At 59.8% G+C, this 19,417-nt stretch carries 19 protein-coding genes; 14 read left to right on the forward strand and 5 right to left on the reverse strand.

Annotated features, from left to right (window positions below; all coding sequences use genetic code 11):
• The first annotated feature begins 88 nt into the window (after positions 1-88).
• On the forward strand, positions 89-1,705 hold the full coding sequence (locus tag NLX68_RS22955) for a hybrid sensor histidine kinase/response regulator (RefSeq protein WP_254285940.1): 1,617 nt from the start codon (positions 89-91) through the stop codon (positions 1,703-1,705).
• Positions 1,706-1,712: 7 nt separating this feature from the next.
• Here the strand turns inward: NLX68_RS22955 and NLX68_RS22960 are convergent, their stop codons facing one another.
• Together NLX68_RS22960 and NLX68_RS22965 are read right to left on the reverse strand one after the other, a co-directional pair.
• Positions 1,713-2,030 carry a hypothetical protein gene (locus tag NLX68_RS22960; RefSeq protein WP_254285941.1) on the reverse strand — a complete coding sequence of 106 codons (318 nt, stop codon included), beginning with the start codon at positions 2,028-2,030 and terminating at the stop codon, positions 1,713-1,715.
• A 157-nt stretch (positions 2,031-2,187) separates the two neighbouring features.
• Entirely contained in the window at positions 2,188-3,063 is an 876-nt protein-coding gene (locus tag NLX68_RS22965) for a response regulator transcription factor (protein ID WP_254285942.1), read from the reverse strand.
• Between the two features lie 179 nt (positions 3,064-3,242).
• Between NLX68_RS22965 and NLX68_RS22970 the strand changes: the two genes are divergently transcribed.
• The 12 genes from NLX68_RS22970 to NLX68_RS23025 all read left to right on the forward strand — a co-directional run bounded on the left by NLX68_RS22970 (position 3,243) and on the right by NLX68_RS23025 (position 14,077).
• Positions 3,243-3,434: a Flp family type IVb pilin gene (locus NLX68_RS22970; RefSeq protein ID WP_010226123.1), complete on the forward strand. Its 192-nt coding sequence runs from the start codon at positions 3,243-3,245 to the stop codon at positions 3,432-3,434.
• 672 nt (positions 3,435-4,106) lie between these two features.
• On the forward strand, positions 4,107-4,298 hold the full coding sequence (locus NLX68_RS22975) for a Flp family type IVb pilin (protein WP_010226124.1): 192 nt from the start codon (positions 4,107-4,109) through the stop codon (positions 4,296-4,298).
• Positions 4,299-4,327: 29 nt separating this feature from the next.
• The gene (locus NLX68_RS22980) at positions 4,328-4,846 is read left to right on the forward strand and encodes a prepilin peptidase (RefSeq protein ID WP_254285943.1); all 519 of its coding nucleotides are present in this window, start codon (positions 4,328-4,330) and stop codon (positions 4,844-4,846) included.
• 14 nt (positions 4,847-4,860) lie between these two features.
• Positions 4,861-6,192, forward strand: a complete 1,332-nt coding sequence (locus NLX68_RS22985; protein ID WP_254285944.1) for an AAA family ATPase — start codon at positions 4,861-4,863, stop codon at positions 6,190-6,192.
• Between the two features lie 16 nt (positions 6,193-6,208).
• Positions 6,209-7,009 (forward strand): Flp pilus assembly protein CpaB, encoded by an 801-nt coding sequence (gene cpaB / locus NLX68_RS22990; protein ID WP_254285945.1) that lies wholly within the window; start codon positions 6,209-6,211, stop codon positions 7,007-7,009.
• Between the two features lie 109 nt (positions 7,010-7,118).
• Positions 7,119-8,462 (forward strand): TadE/TadG family type IV pilus assembly protein, encoded by a 1,344-nt coding sequence (locus NLX68_RS22995; RefSeq protein ID WP_254285946.1) that lies wholly within the window; start codon positions 7,119-7,121, stop codon positions 8,460-8,462.
• A gap of 8 nt (positions 8,463-8,470) precedes the next feature.
• Positions 8,471-8,941: a TadE/TadG family type IV pilus assembly protein gene (locus NLX68_RS23000; protein WP_254285947.1), complete on the forward strand. Its 471-nt coding sequence runs from the start codon at positions 8,471-8,473 to the stop codon at positions 8,939-8,941.
• Positions 8,941-9,444 carry a TadE/TadG family type IV pilus assembly protein gene (locus tag NLX68_RS23005; RefSeq protein WP_100783273.1) on the forward strand — a complete coding sequence of 168 codons (504 nt, stop codon included), beginning with the start codon at positions 8,941-8,943 and terminating at the stop codon, positions 9,442-9,444. Before NLX68_RS23000 ends, NLX68_RS23005 begins: the two co-directional genes overlap by 1 nt.
• On the forward strand, positions 9,438-10,655 hold the full coding sequence (locus NLX68_RS23010; protein ID WP_254285948.1) for an AAA family ATPase: 1,218 nt from the start codon (positions 9,438-9,440) through the stop codon (positions 10,653-10,655). The genes NLX68_RS23005 and NLX68_RS23010 overlap by 7 nt, the downstream gene beginning before the upstream one ends.
• 3 nt (positions 10,656-10,658) lie before the next feature.
• Positions 10,659-12,092 carry a CpaF family protein gene (locus NLX68_RS23015; RefSeq protein ID WP_254285949.1) on the forward strand — a complete coding sequence of 478 codons (1,434 nt, stop codon included), beginning with the start codon at positions 10,659-10,661 and terminating at the stop codon, positions 12,090-12,092.
• A 2-nt stretch (positions 12,093-12,094) separates the two neighbouring features.
• Positions 12,095-13,081 (forward strand): type II secretion system F family protein, encoded by a 987-nt coding sequence (locus tag NLX68_RS23020; RefSeq protein WP_254285950.1) that lies wholly within the window; start codon positions 12,095-12,097, stop codon positions 13,079-13,081.
• Positions 13,082-13,108: 27 nt separating this feature from the next.
• Positions 13,109-14,077 (forward strand): type II secretion system F family protein, encoded by a 969-nt coding sequence (locus tag NLX68_RS23025; RefSeq protein ID WP_254285951.1) that lies wholly within the window; start codon positions 13,109-13,111, stop codon positions 14,075-14,077.
• An 86-nt stretch (positions 14,078-14,163) separates the two neighbouring features.
• Here NLX68_RS23025 and NLX68_RS23030 read toward each other — a convergent pair whose 3' ends face one another.
• From NLX68_RS23030 to NLX68_RS23040, 3 genes are read right to left on the reverse strand one after another with little or no spacing between them, the layout of a single operon-like run.
• Positions 14,164-14,424 carry a DUF3613 domain-containing protein gene (locus NLX68_RS23030; protein ID WP_254285952.1) on the reverse strand — a complete coding sequence of 87 codons (261 nt, stop codon included), beginning with the start codon at positions 14,422-14,424 and terminating at the stop codon, positions 14,164-14,166.
• 2 nt (positions 14,425-14,426) lie between these two features.
• Complete coding sequence (locus tag NLX68_RS23035; RefSeq protein WP_254285953.1) at positions 14,427-15,164, reverse strand: lipopolysaccharide assembly protein LapB; 738 nt, start codon at positions 15,162-15,164, stop codon at positions 14,427-14,429.
• A gap of 26 nt (positions 15,165-15,190) precedes the next feature.
• On the reverse strand, positions 15,191-16,432 hold the full coding sequence (locus tag NLX68_RS23040; protein ID WP_302056318.1) for a type II and III secretion system protein family protein: 1,242 nt from the start codon (positions 16,430-16,432) through the stop codon (positions 15,191-15,193).
• A 423-nt stretch (positions 16,433-16,855) separates the two neighbouring features.
• Between NLX68_RS23040 and NLX68_RS23045 the strand changes: the two genes are divergently transcribed.
• Positions 16,856-19,417, forward strand: a 2,562-nt coding sequence (locus NLX68_RS23045) for a DUF5801 repeats-in-toxin domain-containing protein (RefSeq protein ID WP_254285955.1), incomplete at its 3' end; no start/stop codon positions are given.

The raw sequence follows: 19,417 nt of genomic DNA on the forward strand, positions 1-19,417 counted from the left end.
CCTTACAGGCGTGTTACTTTACCACCGGGCACGGACGCTGCCCGGTGTACGTACTGGATATGACGACTGTCGCACAAGGATGTTCCCGATGAAGTTCGAGAAAAATACCGAGCTCGACCAGGCCAACCTGCGGATCATTGTCGCCGGCCTTGCCATGGTCTATATCAGCGTGTTGGGTTTTCTGCCCGGGCAGCAGGTCAACACGTACCTGCCGATCATGATCTACATCGTCCTGTTCCTGCTGCTGTCGATCGTCCTGCGCCAGGTCATCGTGCGCTGGCCGGGCAACTATCCGGCCCGGCGTATCTTCAGCATGGTCCAGGACTACACCGGCACCTGTTACGGCCTGGTGGTGGGTGGCGAGGCCGCGCTGCCGCTGTACGCGGTGATGGTCTGGGTCAACCTGGGCAATGGCATGCGCTATGGCTCGCGATACCTGGCGATCGCCACCGCCCTGGCGTTGTTGGCATTGCTCTGCGTTTACCGGCTGACCCCTTACTGGCAGGCGCAACCGTTCATGGTGCTGATGTTGATGATCACCAGTACGGTCATCCCCATGTACGCGCACCTGTTGCTTGAGCGCACGCGCAAGGCCTCCGAAGAAGCGACCGCCGCCAACCTGGAAAAGTCGCGCTTTCTGGCCCAGGCCAGTCACGACCTGCGCCAACCGATTCACTCGATCGGCCTGTTCACCGCTTGCCTGCGCGAAGCGCGCCTGGGCGAGGAGGAGCGACGCCTGGTCGACAACATCGACCGCTCGCTGCTCAACGTCGCGCAACTGTTTCGCTCGATTCTCGACCTGTACACCCTCGACAACGGGCGCCTGCAACCCCGCCTGCAATGCGTACAGCTGGCTGATCTGCTCCACGACCTGGTGCGCCAGAACGCCGAAGCGGCGCGTTGGGCCGGCGTCGAACTGCGCCTGCGGGTGGCCGAGCACTGGGTGCAGATTGACCCGGCGCTGCTGGCCACCATGGTCCAGAACGTGCTGTCCAACTGCTTCAAGTACGCACCGCAGCGGCCGGTATTGATCGGTGTGCGCAAGCGTGGTGACGGGTTGGCCATTGTCGTTTATGACCAGGGCTGCGGCATTGATGCCGACGAATTGCCCAAGGTCTTCGAGGAGTTCTACCGCGTGCGCCAGTTACGCGACAAGGACGTTGAAGGCGTGGGCCTGGGCCTGTCGATCGTCAGACGCCTGGGCCGGATGATGGACATGCAGGTGGCGATACGTTCGCGGGTCGGCCATGGCACGGCGGTGAGCCTGCTGGGCTTGCGCAGGGTTGAAGCACCCCGGCAGCCGATCACCCGAGAGCAAGCGAGCCAGGTCGGCTTGTTGACCGGCCTGAAAGTGTGCCTGGTGGAGGATGACCGCAACGTGCTGCTGGCCACCAAAGCCTTGCTTGAACGCTGGGGCTGCGAAGTGCAGGCCGAATCCAGTGGCAAGGACCTGCTCAGCGACTGCGACATCATCGTCGCCGACTATGACCTGGGCAACCAGACCACCGGCATCGAGTGCATCGACCAGCTACGTGCGCAACGGGGCAGGGCGGTGCCAGCACTGATCCTCACCGGGCATGAGGTGGAGAGGATCCAGGCGGCCCTGCATGACCGCCAGATCGCGATTCTGTCCAAGCCGGTGCGCCCGGCCGAGTTACGCGCGACCTTGCGCTCGTTGCGTGAAGCCCGCACAGAACCGGTTTAGCTGAGGATCAATAGCGCTGCAGCGGATTCTGCGGCCGGCCACTGTTCTTGTTGTAGCAGTGGGCGCTCATCCCCATGCCCATCGAAGCGATCCCGATCATGACGCCGCTGGGCAGCTCGCAGTTGTAATCCCCTGAAGCGGTGCTGGCGATGAAGTAAGTGGCGCTGTTGTCGTTGCGCACGTTGGAAATCTTGGTCACCGGCTCGCCGATCGTCGTCTGGGCTGTGGTTTTCAGGCGATCTTCGTTGGGTTTCATGGTCTGGCAGCCGGCGAGGGCGACGAGCAGGGCGCTGAGCAGGGTGAGCGTGTTGAATGCAGGTTTCATGGCGCTTCTTCCTTGGTGTTGTTGTGTTGTTGCAGGCACGGCGATCCCTCGCGCGGCAACGCTGCGGCACTGGGGAACACTGGGGTGAAGAGGAATATAGCGCCGGGAAAGAGAAGGGTCGATTAGCACAAACGGGCTAATGGCACGTAGCCATCCGTCAGCGTTTGGCACCCAGCCGCAGGCTTTCGACGACCTCCGAGAGTTCTTCCGTTGATGTCGATTCTACCCCGGAGCTCTCAGCTCGAGGGAGCTGCCGGTACTCGCTAGGTGTACACCCGACGAATTGCTTGAAGGCACGGGCAAAATAAGAAGGGTCCTTGAATCCGACTTCGTAACCGATGCTGGTGATGGGCATCTGGCTGTTGTCGAGCAGCTCCCTGGCATAGTCCATCCGTTTGCTCAGGATGTACTCCATGAACCCCAGGCCATTGACTTCCTTGAACAGGCGGCTGAAGCGAAAGGTGGTCATGCCGCAGCGCTTTGCCAATTCTTTCTGGTCGATGCTGTCACGTAAATGCTGGTCGATGTAGAGCAATACGTTACTGAGTGCCTGGTGCTTGTGGTGTTCTGCGGTCAGCCGGATGCTGTCCGGCAGCGACGGACCATGTTCGATCAGGGGCTTCTTGCTGGGGAAGTGAGTGCTGCGGCGCAGCTCGCAGAGTTGCTGCAGCGCGTGCAGAAAGCGGCCTTTTTCGCTGTTGCACAGGGGCAGCACGATGTACTCCCAGACACGTGAGCGCATGGCCCATACGGCAAGCTCCTCGGAGTGCTGTACGGTGAACATGGCGATCGGTATCGAGGGGGACGCGTGCTTGATCTCCAGCAGCAGGTTGAGGCCAGGCATGTCGGGGCGGTCATAGTGGATGCAGACCATATCTGGCTGGCGCTCACCCGCAAGCTCGGACAACGCGGCGTTCTTGGCGATACGACATTCACAGGTCGGGCGAAAATGCGCTACCAACGCCTCGGCCGATCGATCCCGGGTGCGATCGAACCACAGCAGAAATGGCAAGTTGGCCGATTCAGGTTTCATTTTCTCATTCCTTCCTTGTTTCTCGTTTTCTTAACCTCGCCGGGCAGGCAGTGCTGCAAAATAATCCTAGTAATCAATAAAAAACTCCTAACCCCTCGTTAGGTCTCCTGACTAGGATGCAAACAGGCGGCACACTAAGTCTCCGCCTCGGCCAATAGAACTTAGATGAGGTGAGTAAAATGAATCTGCAATCGATCAAAACGTCGGTGCTGAAATTCATCAAGGACGAAGAAGGCCTGACGATTGTTGAATATGCGGTAGCGGGTGGTTTGATTACACTGGGCGCCGTGGCCGCTTTCGTCACACTGGGGGGTAACGTGAACACCGCCATTACCAGTTTGGGTTGTGCAGTCAAAGGCACCACTTGCTAGCGGCACAACGCGCATCGTCGGCCCCGCCCAGAGCGCCAGCAGCTTGCTAGCCTCTGGGCCGTGGCGGCGACGAACACCTTGCCGCAGGCTGAGGGACGTGTCGCGAGGATAAAAACGCATCATATGGACTCTGCCTGGTTGGTTAACCATGATCCCGTTCGGACAAGGTGGAGTCTTCTCAGCCGTGGCGCCGCAGGCTAAAGGCCTGCGTGCCGAGCCCCCCAACAATCCAGTCTCTTGGCGCGTCAGACTTCACTGTCCTGGCCCCGCTCCTGATATTTCTTCCTCGTTGACCAGTATCGTCGTTGTGTTGCCTGTGAGCAGATCAAATCCTGATAAGAAAGCGCTTGCTTAGACCGATTCTGCGAGATTTGTTTCTCGGCGTATTGGCGCTGTTTCGGGTCTTTGCAGGGTAGCGGGAGGCGACCGAGTTTCGCCTGCGATTAGGTTGCAACGTTATGTAAGTTATTCCCTATTGATCGCGTGCGTTAGGATTTAAGACGGTGTGCTTAGTATTTTTTCTTGCGCGGCTAATACCGCAAAAAACTCGCAAAAAACTCCTAGCGTTGAGCAAAAAACTCCTAACCCCTGCGTTGTGCTTCTGACTAATGTTCACCCAGGCAGTACGAGAAGTGCTGCTATTAAGAAAACACACTGAATGAGGTGAGCAAAATGAATCTGCAATCGATCAAGACTTCGGTAGTGAAGTTCATCAAAGACGAAGATGGCCTGACCATTGTGGAGTATGCGGTGGCGGGTGGGTTGATAACGCTGGGCGCTGTTGCCGCATTTGTCACCCTGGGCGGTAACGTCAGTGCAGCCATTAAAAGCCTGGGCTGCGCAGTCAAAGGCACCACTTGCTAACACCCCACCGTCCACAGAGGGTTGCAGTCATGAGCATGGAGCAATCAGTCGCTATTGCATCGTTGCTGGGGCTGCTGGGTATAGCGGTGCTGAGCGATCTTCGCCATCACCGCATTCCCAACCTCTTGGTCTTGCTGGGTTTGGGTCTGGGCTTGGCCGGCCAGGTTTACACCTTGGGTGTTATCGGGCTCGGTTATGGGGCGCTGGGCATGCTGATCGGTTTTGCCGTTTTTCTCCCGATGTATGCCTTTGGGGGGATGGCGGCCGGTGACGTCAAATTAATGGCCATGGTCGGCGCCTTTCTTACTCCTCACGATGCCTTGTGGACCGCGTTGTTCAGCCTTATAGCCGGCGGTCTATGCGGAATACTGATTGTCCTCGTCCGCGGTCAAGTACAGCAGACCATGGGCCGCTACTGGCTGATGTTGAAAGCCAGGGCCTATTTCTCGCCAGCGGTTGATGAAGTGGCAGGCAAGCCCTTTCCCTATTCAGTCGCAGTCCTGCTCGGCACTTTGACCAGTGTCTTCTGGCTGCCCTTCGGCCAGTAGGTCAGGAGAACACTATGTACGCCATCAGCAACAGCAGCAGCGTTACTCACGATGAGCGCGAACAAGTTGTGCAGCGGCTGGCGCCACAGCCACGCACCATCCGTGAAACCGGGCTGGCGGACAACTTGCTCGGTGATCTGGTCTGCAAGCATCTGCACGATGCCGGTGTGCTGGACATGTCGCGGCTGGTGGAACGCCTGGCCCTGACAGGCGCGGTACTTGAAGAAATACTGACCTTCCTGCGCAAGGACGGTCGTGTCGAAATTCTCGGGCAAACCGGTGGTCAAGCCTTGCGCTACGGGCTGACTGAACGCGGTCGCAGCGCCGCCCGTGATGCATTGGCGCGCAGCGGGTATATCGGTGCGGCACCTTTTCCGGTGAGTAGCTATCGCGCGCTGCTCAAGCTGCAGACCATTCACCACGGTCGTATCAACGCCCAAGACATGCAACACGCCTTTGGCGGGGTGGTCCTGGCGCAGAGCATGCTCGACCAACTGGGTGTGGCGCTCAATTCCGGCCGCGCGATCATGATCTACGGGCCGGCGGGTACTGGCAAAACCTATGTCAGCAGCCGCTTGATACGCCTGTTCGATGAAACCATCTGGGTACCTCATGCCATTGCGATCAACGATGCGGTGATCGAGATTTTCGATCCACAGGTACACCGGCGCCTGGGTGGCGACGATGAGCTGCAGAATGCTCTGCTGCTCGATGAAGGGATCGATCGCCGGCTACTGCGCTGTGAACGCCCGATCGTCATTACCGGCGGCGAATTGAGCATGGAGCAGTTGGATGTCCGCTACGACCCTTTCACGCGTCAGTACCAGGCTCCGTTGCAGCTCAAAGCCAGCAATGGCCTGTTTGTCATCGATGACATGGGGCGTCAACGCATGTCGCCGGCCGAGCTGTTCAACCGCTGGATCGTGCCGATGGAGGAGAAACGTGACTTTCTTAACCTCGGCGGTGGGCGGCACTGTGAGCTGCCGTTCGACCTGATCCTGGTGTTTTCCACCAACCTCAATCCGCTGGAGCTGGCCGACGAAGCGTTCTTACGGCGTATTGGCTACAAGCTGCAGTTCGGTTACCTGAAACCCGAAGAATACGAACGGATCTGGCGCCAGGAAAGCGAGCGCCTGGGTATGTCTCACGACCCGCAGCTACTGCATTACGTGCTTGAGGAACTCTACGGCGTTGAAAACATGCCGCTAGTGCCTTGCCACCCACGTGACCTGTTGAATATGGCCCTCGACCGCCAGCGTTACCTGGGCGGCACCGGGCCGTTGACGCCGCAGGAGTTGGAGTGGGCATGGCACAACTATTTCGTACAGCTCGACTTCCTGGGATAGATAAGGAGACACCGCCATGAGTTCTCGTACTTTCATCTTGATTGCCTTGTCCGTGATCCTGGGGTTGGGCGCCGCGTGGATGGCCAACACCTGGCTCAGTGCCCGACTCAACGCCAGCCCCGACGATAATCAGCAGAACGTGGTGGTGGCCACCGTGGAAATCGCTTTCGGGCAAATGGTCGAGGCGCAGCAGGTGACGCTGGTGCGCATGCCCAAGGACACGGTACCCGACGATGCCTTCGACGCCATCGACAAGGTCGTCGGCAAGATCGCCACATTCTCCATGTTGAACGGCGATATCGTGCGCGGTGCGCGTCTGGCCGAGCACCTGGGCGGGAGCACGCTGGCCTCGCTGATCGAACCCACCAAACGTGCGATTTCGGTACGTGTGGATGATGTGGTGGGGGTGGGCGGGTTCCTCTTGCCGGGTAATCGGGTCGATGTCCTGGCGACCAAGCAGACAGGTAATACCGGTAACGCCGAGTCCCGCACCATTCTGGAGGACTTGCGGGTACTGGCAGTGGACCAGACCGCCAGTACCGACAAGACCCAGCCGGTGGTGGTACGTGCGGTCACCCTGGAAATGACGCCCGACGAAGCGGAACTGCTGGTCAAGGGCATGACGGACGGGAAGCTGCAACTGGCCCTGCGCAATCCACTGGACAACAACAAGCTACCGGTCACCAAGCCGGTGGAGCTGGCCCAGGTTGCGCCAGTGCCACCGGTCAAGCAGATCGTCCAGCGCAAGGGCGGATCTGGCGTCAGTGGCATCACGCTGATCCGCGGTATCGAAGTCAAACGCGTGAACACTCTGTAGCTGACAGGCGCAACCGTTGCAGGCATCGCCCACCAGGTAGCGTCGCCGCTTGGCGGTGGTGGGCGACGGCACCCGGCAGATCAAGGTCGGCAGAACTCTGGAGGGCTTGATGATGAGAGCACGTATCCACCAACCACTCCGTGCGTTTCCAGGGCAACAGCGCGGAACCATTATTGTGCTGGCGGTGATCGCCATGGCCGCCATCCTGGTGATGGGGGCTTTGGCGCTGGACGGCGGCCATATGCTGGTAAACAAGGCGCGGCTGCAGAATGCTGTCGATGCCGCAGCCCTGAGCGGGGCCAAGACCCTCAGCGAGGTATACGGTGCAACCGGCTCGGCCAGCCTCACGCAAGCCGCTGCCCTGGGCACACTGACGCTTAATGCCAACGCCAGTGGCAACAAGGAACTGGCCAGCGCTGTTGGCAATAATGTTTCCGGCTTCGCCACGGTAGAGCTGTCTGCCAGTGTCTATGGGCCTTTTTCCTTTCCGGGCCCGGCCAATGCGAGCTATGTACGGGTATCGGTCGCCAATTACCCGCTGAGCGGTTTTTTCTGGGGCATGTTGAAGGCGATCGGCGATGGCGTTGCCCCGAACAAGGCCGTGGCCGCGGTGGCCACCGCCGGCCCCAGCCCTGCCAGCCCGTGCGATATCACGCCGCTGATGGTGTGTGGCGACCCGAGCAAGAACGACCCCGCTACCGGGATGTTCTGGGGGTTCAAGTTCGGTGATTTGCAAGTGTTGAAAACGGCGGCGAACAACAGTTCGGCAATCGGCCCCGGCAATTTTCAGCTGCTCGACTTCGGCTCGGGTGGCAACACCGTGAGGAAAGGCCTGGCGGGCGGCATCAATCAGTGCAATAGCGTCGGCGACAACGTCCTGACCAAACCGGGCAACACCGTGGGGCCTGCCTCTCAAGGCCTGAATACGCGCTTCAACGAATATTCAGGTGGCCTCAGCGCTGCGGACTATCCGCCGGACCTGGTGATTGCGGTCAACGCCAAGTCGTTGACGTACACCGGTACACCGGAACAGATCCAGTACAACAATCAGACCATCACCTCCACCAATGGCAACCTGGTTACGGCCACTGGTGAAGCCCTGTACGACTACAACGACTGGGTACGGGCCTCTGCCGCTTGTGTTGCCGGCACAGGTGGCGGCTGCCTGGGCAACGGCGCGTTCGAGCGGCGGATTCTGAAAGTGGTGATCGGTGATTGCTCTGGCAAGAACGACGGGGCGTCGTCGATTCCGGTGTTGAGCTTCGGCTGCTATTACGTGATGCAACCGGCAAATCAACAGGGCAACTCGGCGCAGATATTCGGCCAGTTCGTCAAACAGTGCGAGGGCGACAATGTGCCCGGCCCCAATCCTGTCAACGACGCAGGCCCGCAGATCATTCAGTTGTACAAAACCTATATCGATAACAGCCAGACACCGAGTACCGACTCTTAGGAGGCCTTATGGGACACCGTGGACGCAAGACGCCGCAGGCCCAGCGTGGGCTGGCGATGGTGGAAATGGTGATTACGCTGCCACTGCTGTTGCTGCTGCTGTTCACCTTCGGTGAGTTCGGCCGCATGTTGTTCCAGTACAACAGCCTGATGCAAGCCAGTCGGGATGCCGGACGTTTTGTCGCCGGCCAGGCCTGGAATGCAACCTTGGGCAAGGTCGAAGTGAGCGACACGCTTCGCGCCCAGGCCCAGAGCGTTGCGGTGTACGGCGTGCCGGCCAACCCCAACGGCTACCCGGCGGTGGTACCGGGGCTGAGCACCGGAAAAGTCTCGGTGACGGTAGTGGGCACTGATCACGTCCAGGTCAGTATCGACTACACCTTTTTGCCGGTGATCGGTAGCGCAATCCCTGCGTTCTATGGCCAGAGCGAACCGCTTGGCCTGACGTTGACCTCTACCGTGGTGATGAGGGCCTTATGATGAATCTCAAGCGCATGCGCGGTGTGTATGTCGTCGAGTTCGCGATTACCAGCCTGGTGTTTTTCACCTTGCTGTTCGGCGTGCTGGAAATGGGCCGACTGTATTTCACCGTCAACGCACTGAATGAAAGCGTTCGCCGCGGTGCCCGCCTGGCGGCGGTGTGCGATATCCATGATCCGGTGATTTTGCGTCGGGCCATTTTCAATGCGGCCACTAACAGTGGTACGAGCAGTCTGATCGGCAACCTGGCCACGGCCAACCTGAACCTGGTCTACCTGGACGAGGACGGTGCGGTGGTCGCAAGCCCCGGCGACCTCAGCGGCGCCAGCGGCTTTCGGGCCATTCGCTATATCCAGTTACAACTGAGCAACTTCACCTTCAAGCTGTTGATTCCCGGGTTCGGTGGGGGGTTCACCCTGCCGGTATACAGGTCGACCGTGCCGCGTGAAAGCCTCGGTCGGCAACCCGAGGCGGGAGTTACCCCGGAGATTACGCCATGCTAAATACCAAAGAAGCTCCCGTCGCCAGCGTGACTGAAAAAACAGGCATGCGCCTATTGATCAGTGGACGTGACGTGGCGGCGTTGAACCATCTGAAAACGTTGAGCCAGGGCCTGCCCAACCTGAACGTCAACACGCGCCTGGTGAGCAACGGTCACACCGACCCGCTGTATGGGCTGGAGCAAATGCCTGATCTGTTGCTGTTGCGGGTCAGCCACTTGTGGCGTGAGGAGCTGGCGGCCCTGCTGCAGCATCCGCTCAAAGAGCGACCGCCATTGTTGGTCTGCGGCCCGTTGGATGAGCGTGAAGGCATGCGCATGGCGATGCAGGCCGGCGCCCGGGATTTCTTGCCCGAGCCAGTGGCGGCTGACGACCTGCAGGCGGCCATCAACCGCATGTTGCTGGAGGTCCATGCCGAACAGGGCACAGGTGGCAAGCTGGTGGCGGTGATGAATGCCAAGGGCGGATCGGGCGCCACCATGTTGGCTTGTAATCTGGCCCATCAGCTGAGCATCCGCGGTGGCAGAACCCTGCTGCTGGACCTGGACCTGCAGTTCGGCACGGTGGCCCACTGCCTGGATGTACTGCCGACACACAGCCACATGGAAGTGTTGAAACAGGTCGACGAGCTGGACAGCATCGCCTTGCGCGGTTTCTGCAGCCACTTCAGCCCGACCCTGCATGTCCTCAGTGGCCGTACCGGTGAACTGTGCCTGTCGCAGGATGTTCGCCTGGAACAACTGGAAAGCCTGTTGCGGCTGGCGCGCAGTACCTATGACTGGGTGGTGGTGGATCTGCCGCGGCAAATCGACCACCTCACGGGCGTCACGCTGGAGCAGGCGGACCGGATCTACATCGTGATGCAACAGAGCCTCAGCCACCTGAAAGACGGCACGCGCCTGACACGCATTCTGCGCGACGACCTGGGTGTGCAGGGCAATCGCTTGCAGGTGGTGGTCAATCGCTACAACAAAACCTCGCCGGTCAGCCTCAAGGACATTACCGAGGCCCTGCGCTGCACCGACGTGCAAAAGCTCCCCAACGACTATTCGGTGGTCAGTGAAAGCCAGAACAGCGGTGTACCGCTGGAGGTCCACGCGCCGCGTGCAGCCGTGACTTTAGCCATGCGTGAGCTGAACCAGAACCTGATCGGGGTGGTGGCCAGCGAGCGGGGGCTGTTTAAACGTACCTTTAGCCGTTTGTTCGGAGGGTAAGCCATGCTCAGCGACTTTCGTAATCGCCTGCGTCAGCATTCCGGCAAAAATGCTCCGGCAGACGAGCAGAATGTACAGGCCGACAGTGAAAACTGCGTCAGTGTACTCATGGCCTGGGAGGCCGCCATACCGGACGTGCTCTACGAAACCCGGACCAAGCTCAACCCGGTGGAGACCGAGTGGCGAGAGAAGATCTACCAGTTACTGCTCAAGGTCATGGACCTGTCATTGCTCGATTCCCTGGAACCTGCCGAAGCGACGCGGCAGATCCGCGAGATCTGTCAGCGCCTGCTCGACGAGCACTCGGCGCCGGTCAGTTCCAGCAGCCGTCAATTGATCATCAAGCAGATCACGGACGAAGTGCTTGGCCTTGGCCCGTTGGAACCGCTATTGGCCGACCACAGCGTGTCCGACATCCTGGTCAACGGGTTTGACTCAGTGTATGTCGAGCGGTTTGGCAAGTTGCAGAGAACCGATGTGCATTTTCGCGACAATCACCACCTGTTGAACATCATTGACCGTATCGTCTCCAGCCTGGGCCGGCGCATTGATGAGTCATCACCGCTGGTGGACGCCCGGCTCAAAGACGGTTCCCGGGTCAATGCCATCATCCCGCCCCTGGCCATCGACGGGCCGAGCATGTCGATCCGGCGCTTTGCCGTCGACCTGCTCAACACTGAGAGCCTGGTGAAGATGGGCACCCTGACGCCCTCCATTGCCCTGATGCTCAAGGCAATCGTGCGCGGCCGCATGAATGTGCTGATCTCGGGCGGTACCGGCAGTGGCAAGACCACCATGCTCAACGTGCTGTCCAGCTTCATCCCGCACAACGAGCGGATCGTTACCATCGAAGACTCGGCCGAGTTGCAGTTGCAACAGCCCCATGTGGTGCGCCTTGAAACCCGTCCCGCGAATATCGAGGGCAGGGGCGAGGTGAGCCAGCGCGAACTGGTGCGTAACAGCCTGCGTATGCGCCCTGACCGCATCGTGATCGGCGAGGTGCGTGGCGCCGAAGCGCTGGATATGTTGACGGCGATGAACACCGGGCACGACGGTTCGCTCACCACCATCCATGCCAACACCGCGCGCGACGCCCTGGGCCGGATCGAGAACATGGTCTCGATGACCGGTGCGACCTTTCCGATCAAGGCCATGCGTCAGCAGATAGCCTCGGCCCTCAGCGTCGTCATCCAGCTGGAGCGTCAGGAGGATGGCACACGGCGCCTGGTCAGCGTCCAGGAGATCAACGGCATGGAGGGAGAAATCATCACCATGACCGAGATTTTCGCCTTCGTGCGCAACGGTATCGGTGAGCACGGTGAAGTCCTCGGCGAATTTCGCCCCACCGGCATGGTGCCGGCGTTTCGCGATGTGCTCGCCAGGCGCGGTATCGAGCTGCCGCTCAGCCTGTTTCGGCCTGACTGGATGGAGGGATAAACATGAACCAAATCCCCGGTGAATTTATTCTGGCGTTCCTCGGCATGGTGTTCACTGCCATGTTTCTGCTCAGCCAGGGCTTGGCGGTTCCGGTGTTTGGTGAGGCCAGCAAGGTACGCAAGCGTATCCGTAGCCGCCTGAACCTGCTGGAAACCGCCAGTAACCAGGCGAACATGCAGTCGGTGCTGCGCCAGAAATACCTGCGCCGCTTGTCACCGTTGGAAGCCCGCCTGGAGCAGTTGCCGGCGATGGAGTCGCTGGCCCAGATGATTGAGCAAGCCGGGCATGACTACCGCGCCTACCGGGTACTGTTGCTTGGGGTGGTCCTGGCGGTGGCAAGCGGGATCTTGGTTTGGCTGTTCAGCCAACTCTGGTGGTTGGCCGTCCCTGCGGCCATGTTGGCGTTCTGGCTGCCGGTGCTGAAGATATCCCGTGACCGTGGCAAACGCTTCGCCCAGTTCGAGGAAGGCCTGCCCGATGCACTGGATGCGATGTGCCGGGCGTTGCGTGCCGGTCATCCGTTCAACGAAACCCTGCAGTTGGTGGCCGAGGAGCATAAGGGGCCGGTCGCCCATGAGTTCGGCCTGACGTTCGCCGATATCAACTACGGCAACGATGTGCGTCGAGCCATGCTGGGCCTGCTCGAACGCATGCCGAGCATGACCGTGATGATGCTGGTGACAACGGTGCTGATCCACCGCGAAACCGGCGGCAACCTGACGGAAGTACTGGAACGGTTGAGCAGCCTGATTCGTGGGCGCTTTCGGTTTCAACGCAAGATCAAGACATTGTCGGCCGAAGGGCGCATGTCGGGCTGGATACTGGTCTCCGTGCCTTTTGTATTGTCCGCGGCGATTGTGCTGTCGAGCCCGACTTACCTGCCGATGCTGCTCAACGAGCCCCTGGGCCAGAAAATGGTGATCGGGGCATTTGTGGCGATGCTGATCGGGATTTTCTGGATCCGCAAAATCATCCGCATCCAGGTTTGAACATCGCCAGGTGTCAAGGAGGGGGTCATGAACTATCTGCTGAGTCTGATCAACAGTGTGGTGGGCGACGAGCAACTGGCGCGCCTGTTGTTCGCGGCGGCCATCGGCCTGAGCGTAGTGCTCGCGGTGGCAACGCTGGTGCTGCTGGTGCAGGGGTTGCAAGACCCGGTACAGCGGCGTCTTTTGCTGATTAAACGCGGTCATGGCGGGGAGAGTTTCGGGCAAAGCACGCCCAGCAACCTGCAACTGTTGCTGGAGCAAGTCGGCCAGCGCTTTTCTTCGGTAGAGCAAGGCCAGCCCTCGACGACCCGAACGCTGCTGACCCATGCCGGCTATCGCTCGCACGCAGCGGTGCAGATGTACTGGGCCATTCGCCTGTTGTCGCCATTGGCCATGGTGGGCCTTGCGGTGCTGGCATTGCCGCTGATTCCAAAACTGTCGCTGCTCGTCGGTATGGTCGTGCTGCTAGTGGCGCTGGGGGTGGGGTGGCTGGCACCGTCCATTTACGTCAACGCGCGCAAACAGGCACGGATGACCCGCTTGCTTGTCGCCTTCCCGGATGCCCTGGACCTGATGGTGGTGTGTGTGGAATCGGGCCTGGCCTTGCCCCAGGCGATCGAGCGGGTATCCGAGGAAATGGCGGTCAGCCAACCCGATCTGGCCGTGGAGCTGGCGCTGGTCAACTCCGAAGTCCGCGCGGGGATCCCCAGTACCGAAGCGCTCAAGCGCCTGGCCGAACGGACTGGCCTGGAAGACATTCGCGGGCTGGTCAGCTTGCTCGCGCAGAGCATCCGCTTTGGTACCAGCGTCGGGGCTACCTTGCGTATCTACGCTGAAGAGTTTCGCGACCGGCGCACCCAGTTGGCGGAAGAGAAAGCGGCTAAGATCGGCACAAAACTGATGTTCCCGCTGATTTTCTGCCTGTGGCCGAGCTTTTTCCTGGTGGCGATCGGCCCCGCAATCATTGGTGTGTTCAAGGTCTTCGGGAAGTTGTAAGCAGAGGAGGGCAAGCCTCAACGACAAGGGGCCTCTGCCTCCAGCGGGTTTACCCGCTGGAGGCAGAGGCCCCTTGTCGTTATGGGTTACTTCCTGTTTGAGCCGGAGTACTCCTTGTAGAACGGGGGGATGGGATGTTTGTAACTCTCCAGCCAGCGTTGCAGGCTCAGGTCCCGCTCGCTGGCCGCTGCTGTTTGCGGGATAGGCGAAACGGCCTGACCGCGAGACTGCAGCAGTAACCAGTGTTCGGTTTCCTGCTGTTGTTGCGATGAAGGACCGGGTTCGATGGCCTGGGCTGCGAGCGGAAGAAGCAACAGTCCCAGGCAGCTGAGTATGTTCTGTTTCATCACTACCTCTGCGTTGTTGGCGGATTGACACCGGATGGCGACGGATCGAGCACCGTTGCTACCCGATCACTGGGCACTGCTACAGCCTTGGCCGAGCTTTTGAGTTTTTCGGCGCGTACCTGGGCTTCGCTGACTTGTTCGGGGCTCAAGCCCATACGACTGACCAACTCCGAGGCTTGCTTCCAGTTACCTTGATAAATCAGCAAGGTCACCAGGTTGACGGCCGCCAACTGATCGGACTGCTTCAATTCCATGGCGGTGATGAACTCGAAACGGGCCTCTTTGAGCTTGAATTGCTTGAGGTAGACCACGCCCAGGTCGTTGCGAATCTTCTCGTCAGTGGGGGACAGTTGCGCGGCCCGCTGCAAATGCTTGAGCGCCTGCTCGGTGTCGGTGTGCGCGGCGGCCAATTGGCCCAGGCCGTGTTCCCCCTCGGCGGCAAGGCAAGTCCCCAGCAAACTGCGATACAGCGGCTCGGCCTCGTTTTGCCCAAGCATGCGGTAGATCTTGGCCTTGCGCAGGCGCACGGCCGCAAGATCAGGCGGCAGGTTCTGCAAATTGGCCAAGCCTGCATGCAACTTGCCGTCACTGATCATGTCATCCGCCATGCTCAGCGACAGTTCCTGATCCGGGCTCGGCTTGGCGCACGAGGCAGAGCCCATGCCCGACCATCGTGCGCCACCGTCGGTGGCGCAGCCGCTGAGCATCACCAGTCCCAACGCCGCAATCATTGTCTTCATGCTGTGCTCCTGCAATGTCCTGGTGCTCATTTCGACAAGCCGCTGAGCCTGTCGAAGTTACCGTCTTCGAGGAAATACATACGGAACCAGTTCGGGTCGTAATTACGCAGTTTTTCGCCCGGCAACGAAGGCAGTCGGGCATTCGCCGCCAGTGGTTGTACCAGGCGCGGGGTCACGATCATCAGCAGCTCCTTTTCCTCGCGGCTGATGGTGGAGTCGCGAAAGAACGCCCCAAGAATCGGAACATCGCCCAGGCCAGGAAACTTGCTCACCGATGAGGTATTGGTCGAACTGATCAAGCCGCTGATCACGAAGCTCTCGCCGTCTGCCAGAGAAATACTGGTGTCAGTGCGGCGCACCCTCAACCCGGGAACGATAAAGTCCTGGATCCTCACGCCATTTTCATAGTCAAGTTCACTGACTTCCGGTGCCACCTTCAAGGCGATTCGATCGCGGCCAATGATGGTTGGCGTCAGGGTCAGGCGAATCCCGAACTCTTTGTATTCAATGGTGACCGTGTCGCTGCCACTGCTGGGGACCGGGATAGGTATCTCGCCGCCGGCCAGGAAACTCGCACTTTGACCACTCAACGCCACCAGGCTCGGACGCGCCAGGGTGTAGGCAAAGCCACTGCCTTCGAGCGCGTTGATCAAGCCAAGCACGTTGCCGCCACCGAAGCCGATATTGAAACTGCCATTATCCAGCGGGATACGGGCTGCCGTGTTGCCAAGCTGGCCGGGCGACACGGTCACCAGAGGGACGGTGCCGGGGGAGCCAAACAGAAAACTGCCGCCTTTGCCGAAGATCGACGTGCTGGCCTCTTTCAACTTGGTACGGCTGACTTCGACAAAGCGGATGTCGGTCTGTACCTGGCTGGGCAGCAGAGGGTCTTCCGAGGGCGGCATCACCGTGCTCACCAGCGAACCGGCGCCTTTGCCCTGGACAAACACCATGCTCTGGCGAGGTGAGCTGGAACATGCGGTCCAGACCATCAGGCTGGTAGCGCCGGGGGCAATGCCGGTCACCAGGAAGTCCTTACTGTTATTGAGGTGCACGTCGGCGATTTTCGGATCGCCGACAGCCAATCGAGTGATGGCCACCTCCGAGCCCATCACCGTTTGCATGCCTTCACCGACTTCGAGGACGGCGGGTAGGGGGGCCAATGTTGAACAGTTGCCGGGGGCTGCCAGGGCCATGCTGGCAGGTAATCCAGTGAAAACCAAAGTCCACGCAGCTCGCTTGAGTACTTGCACGTAATCATTGTTCATTCACTGCTTCCTTGTCTGGTTTAGGTCTGGTTGTTACAGATTGCTCACACCTATTGTTCGTCTGGCGATCCCGAGAGGGGATTGCTCTTTTGGTTTGAATAACTGTCGTTGTTAATTGACGTTAGCGCAGAAAGGTCAAAATGCTATGAATTGTAAAAAAACGATTCCCAGTCGGACTACCCTCGACAGCCCCTGAAACCCGCAAACGATCAACCTCGCAGGGGGAGGAACGCCGAATTCACCAACCAGATCGGTAGCGTGCTCCCAGATCATCTCGTTTGCCCTCCCAGGTAGGCTGAAACTCCCATCCGGCCTGGGAGTATCGGCCGATGCGCAACTCCCGACGCTTGTTCACAGTGATGGCATCTAGCAGTAAAGGTCCACGCTCCGGCCTCTGTGGCTGGGCTTGCTCGGGAGAACGCTATGACTATCCGCAAAAAAATCACATCGCCGACGAGCGACCTTACCGATGACGCTGATGCCGGCCTGTATCCCATCACGCTCGCCTCCACCAACCAGACAGACGCCGCCCCCGCCAGCACTGCCATCACCGTGGCCAGCACCCTGAGTGTCGTGGCGACGGGGGTGAACGTTTCGTTGGACGAGACCGCCGGGTTGCAGAACAGCACGGCCACCGCAAGCCCTGCGGGAGACGCTGACGACAATGACATTCTGCTGACGGCGCTGCCCTCGGTCTTCGCTACCCGCTTGACAGCGCTGGGGGCCGGTACCGCATCGGGTGCAGCCTTGAGTGGCTATACGGGGGCGGTGGGCAACACGGGCAGCGATGCATTTACCATCACCGCTGCACCTGGAGCCAGCGTTACCGATGTCAGCTTCACCGACAGCCTGGGCGCACCGCTCAATGGCCTGGACAGCGGACTCGATACCCTCAATGGCACCGATATCCTTCTCTATACCGATACCAACAACAACATCCTGCTGGGCCGAGCCGGGGGGCCAGCCGGCGCGATCGTGTTCGCGGCCTACATTCAAGAAAGCGGATCGCCGGTCACCGGCGGCAAGATCTGGACCGTGGAATACCAGCCGCTCAAGCATCCGGACGCCAGTAACCCGGACGATGCCCTCAACCTGCTGAACAAGGTGTTCATCGGTGCTAGCCAGGACTTGGTATTCAGCCTGGCCAATGCGCCTTCCGGGCAAAACCTGTTCCTGATGTTCACGACGGTGAACCCGACCGTTGTCGACGACGGTGGGGTCTTGCGGATCACGGACCCGACCATTATCGCCACCGGCAAGAATCCCGCCGACCAGTCGAGCGGTGCCAATATAACGACTGGCGATACGATCAATACCAGCCAGGCAGGTGGCCCGACCACCTTCGGCACCAACAACCAGATGATTGTTGAACAGGAAGGTATCCGCTTTTCGTTCGTCACCGGTGCCCGGCAGAATGTGACCATTCCCAACCTGGATCAGAACGAAGCAGATGTTGAAGCCAACATCGACTTCACCAATGTCTTCAATACGAGGTCGGCCACGTTCGACGTCGTGCAGTTGCAAAGCGGCAAGAGCGCGGTGGTAAAAATCAGCGCATTCAGTACCGCTGCGGAACCTGGCGCGAATTTCATCAACGGCTATGTGGGGGATGCGTCGGTTGCAATCGGCAATGTTCGCGTCATCAACATCAGCACCGGGCTGGTGATCGAGAACTCGGACGGCTCGGCGAATGATCCGACCATTGTCATCAGCTTTGCTTCCGGGGTTGCGACCATCACCGGCGTTAAAGCCGGCTACAAGATTGAATACACCACAACGGCAGACCACAACCGCGTGCTCATCGAGAACGGCGCGGCCACCGACGCCAAGGGCAATAACCACGCCGATTTCGATATCGGTGGTTTCAAGCTGCTCCAAGCCTCGACTACGACCGCCGAAATCGGCTCGAAGATGATCTTCGAGGACGATGGCCCGAGCATCAGCACCACTGGCACCGAGCCGATACTGACGGTCGATGAAACCGTGCTGGCAACCAACGCCACGCAGAACTTCGCCGCCAACTTCACCTCGGCGTTTGGCGCCGATGGCGCCGGCACCCTGACCTATGCGCTGGGTGTGGTAGCGGGTGCCTCGGGGCTGACCGACACGGCCACTAATGAGGCGGTGAACCTGTCGCTCAACGGCACAGTGGTGGAAGGCCGCACGGCGACGACCAATCAACTGGTGTTCACCGTCAGCGTCGCCGCCAACGGTGATGTCACCCTCGACCAGCTCCGCGCCGTAGTGCATTCCGACACCACCAATCCGGATGACTCCACCAGCCTGACCTCGGACAACCTGGTCACCCTGACGGCAACCAAAACCGACGGAGATGGCGACAGCGTCCAGGCCACCCTCAACATCGGGCAAAACCTGGTGTTCAAGGATGACGGGCCAAGCATCAACACCACTGGCACGGAGCCGATACTGACAGTCGATGAAACGGTGCTGGCAACCAACGCCACGCAGAGTTTTGCCGCCAACTTCAGCTCGGCATTTGGCGCCGATGGCGCCGGTACGCTGACCTATGCGCTGGGCGTGGTAGTCGGGGCTTCCGGGCTGACCGACACGGCCACTAATGAGGCGGTGAACCTGTCGCTCAACAGCGGCGTGGTCGAAGGCCGTACGGCCACGACCAATCAATTGGTGTTCACCGTCAGCGTCGCCGCCAACGGTGACGTCACCCTTGACCAGCTCCGCGCCGTGGTCCATCCCAACACCACCAATCCGGATGACTCCACCAGCCTGACCTCGGACAACCTGGTCACCCTGACGGCAACCAAGACCGACAAGGACGGCGACAGTGCCCAAGCCACCCTCAACATCGGGCAAAACCTGGTGTTCAAAGATGACGGCCCAAGCATCAACACCACTGGCACCGAGCCGATACTGACAGTCGATGAAACCTTACTGGCAACCAACGCCACGCAGAACTTCGCTGCCAACTTCACCTCGGCGTTTGGCGCCGATGGCGCCGGCACGCTG

Origin of the sequence: Pseudomonas sp. SBB6 (assembly GCF_024213215.1) — a bacterium.
GTDB lineage: Bacteria > Pseudomonadota > Gammaproteobacteria > Pseudomonadales > Pseudomonadaceae > Aquipseudomonas > Aquipseudomonas donghuensis.

Bases quoted from the DNA above. Each gene is read 5' to 3' on its own strand.
- NLX68_RS22960 (WP_254285941.1), bottom strand. From the start codon at position 2,030: ATGAAACCTGCATTCAACACGCTCACCCTGCTCAGCGCCCTGCTCGTC.
- NLX68_RS23040 (WP_302056318.1), bottom strand. From the start codon at position 16,432: ATGAACAATGATTACGTGCAAGTACTCAAGCGAGCTGCGTGGACTTTG.
- NLX68_RS23030 (WP_254285952.1), bottom strand. From the start codon at position 14,424: ATGAAACAGAACATACTCAGCTGCCTGGGACTGTTGCTTCTTCCGCTC.
- NLX68_RS22980 (WP_254285943.1), top strand. From the start codon at position 4,328: ATGAGCATGGAGCAATCAGTCGCTATTGCATCGTTGCTGGGGCTGCTG.
- NLX68_RS23035 (WP_254285953.1), bottom strand. From the start codon at position 15,164: ATGAAGACAATGATTGCGGCGTTGGGACTGGTGATGCTCAGCGGCTGC.
- NLX68_RS23020 (WP_254285950.1), top strand. From the start codon at position 12,095: ATGAACCAAATCCCCGGTGAATTTATTCTGGCGTTCCTCGGCATGGTG.
- NLX68_RS23005 (WP_100783273.1), top strand. From the start codon at position 8,941: ATGAATCTCAAGCGCATGCGCGGTGTGTATGTCGTCGAGTTCGCGATT.
- NLX68_RS22970 (WP_010226123.1), top strand. From the start codon at position 3,243: ATGAATCTGCAATCGATCAAAACGTCGGTGCTGAAATTCATCAAGGAC.
- NLX68_RS23025 (WP_254285951.1), top strand. From the start codon at position 13,109: ATGAACTATCTGCTGAGTCTGATCAACAGTGTGGTGGGCGACGAGCAA.
- NLX68_RS22965 (WP_254285942.1), bottom strand. From the start codon at position 3,063: ATGAAACCTGAATCGGCCAACTTGCCATTTCTGCTGTGGTTCGATCGC.
- NLX68_RS22995 (WP_254285946.1), top strand. From the start codon at position 7,119: ATGATGAGAGCACGTATCCACCAACCACTCCGTGCGTTTCCAGGGCAA.
- NLX68_RS23000 (WP_254285947.1), top strand. From the start codon at position 8,471: ATGGGACACCGTGGACGCAAGACGCCGCAGGCCCAGCGTGGGCTGGCG.
- NLX68_RS23015 (WP_254285949.1), top strand. From the start codon at position 10,659: ATGCTCAGCGACTTTCGTAATCGCCTGCGTCAGCATTCCGGCAAAAAT.
- NLX68_RS23010 (WP_254285948.1), top strand. From the start codon at position 9,438: ATGCTAAATACCAAAGAAGCTCCCGTCGCCAGCGTGACTGAAAAAACA.
- NLX68_RS22975 (WP_010226124.1), top strand. From the start codon at position 4,107: ATGAATCTGCAATCGATCAAGACTTCGGTAGTGAAGTTCATCAAAGAC.
- cpaB (WP_254285945.1), top strand. From the start codon at position 6,209: ATGAGTTCTCGTACTTTCATCTTGATTGCCTTGTCCGTGATCCTGGGG.
- NLX68_RS22955 (WP_254285940.1), top strand. From the start codon at position 89: ATGAAGTTCGAGAAAAATACCGAGCTCGACCAGGCCAACCTGCGGATC.
- NLX68_RS22985 (WP_254285944.1), top strand. From the start codon at position 4,861: ATGTACGCCATCAGCAACAGCAGCAGCGTTACTCACGATGAGCGCGAA.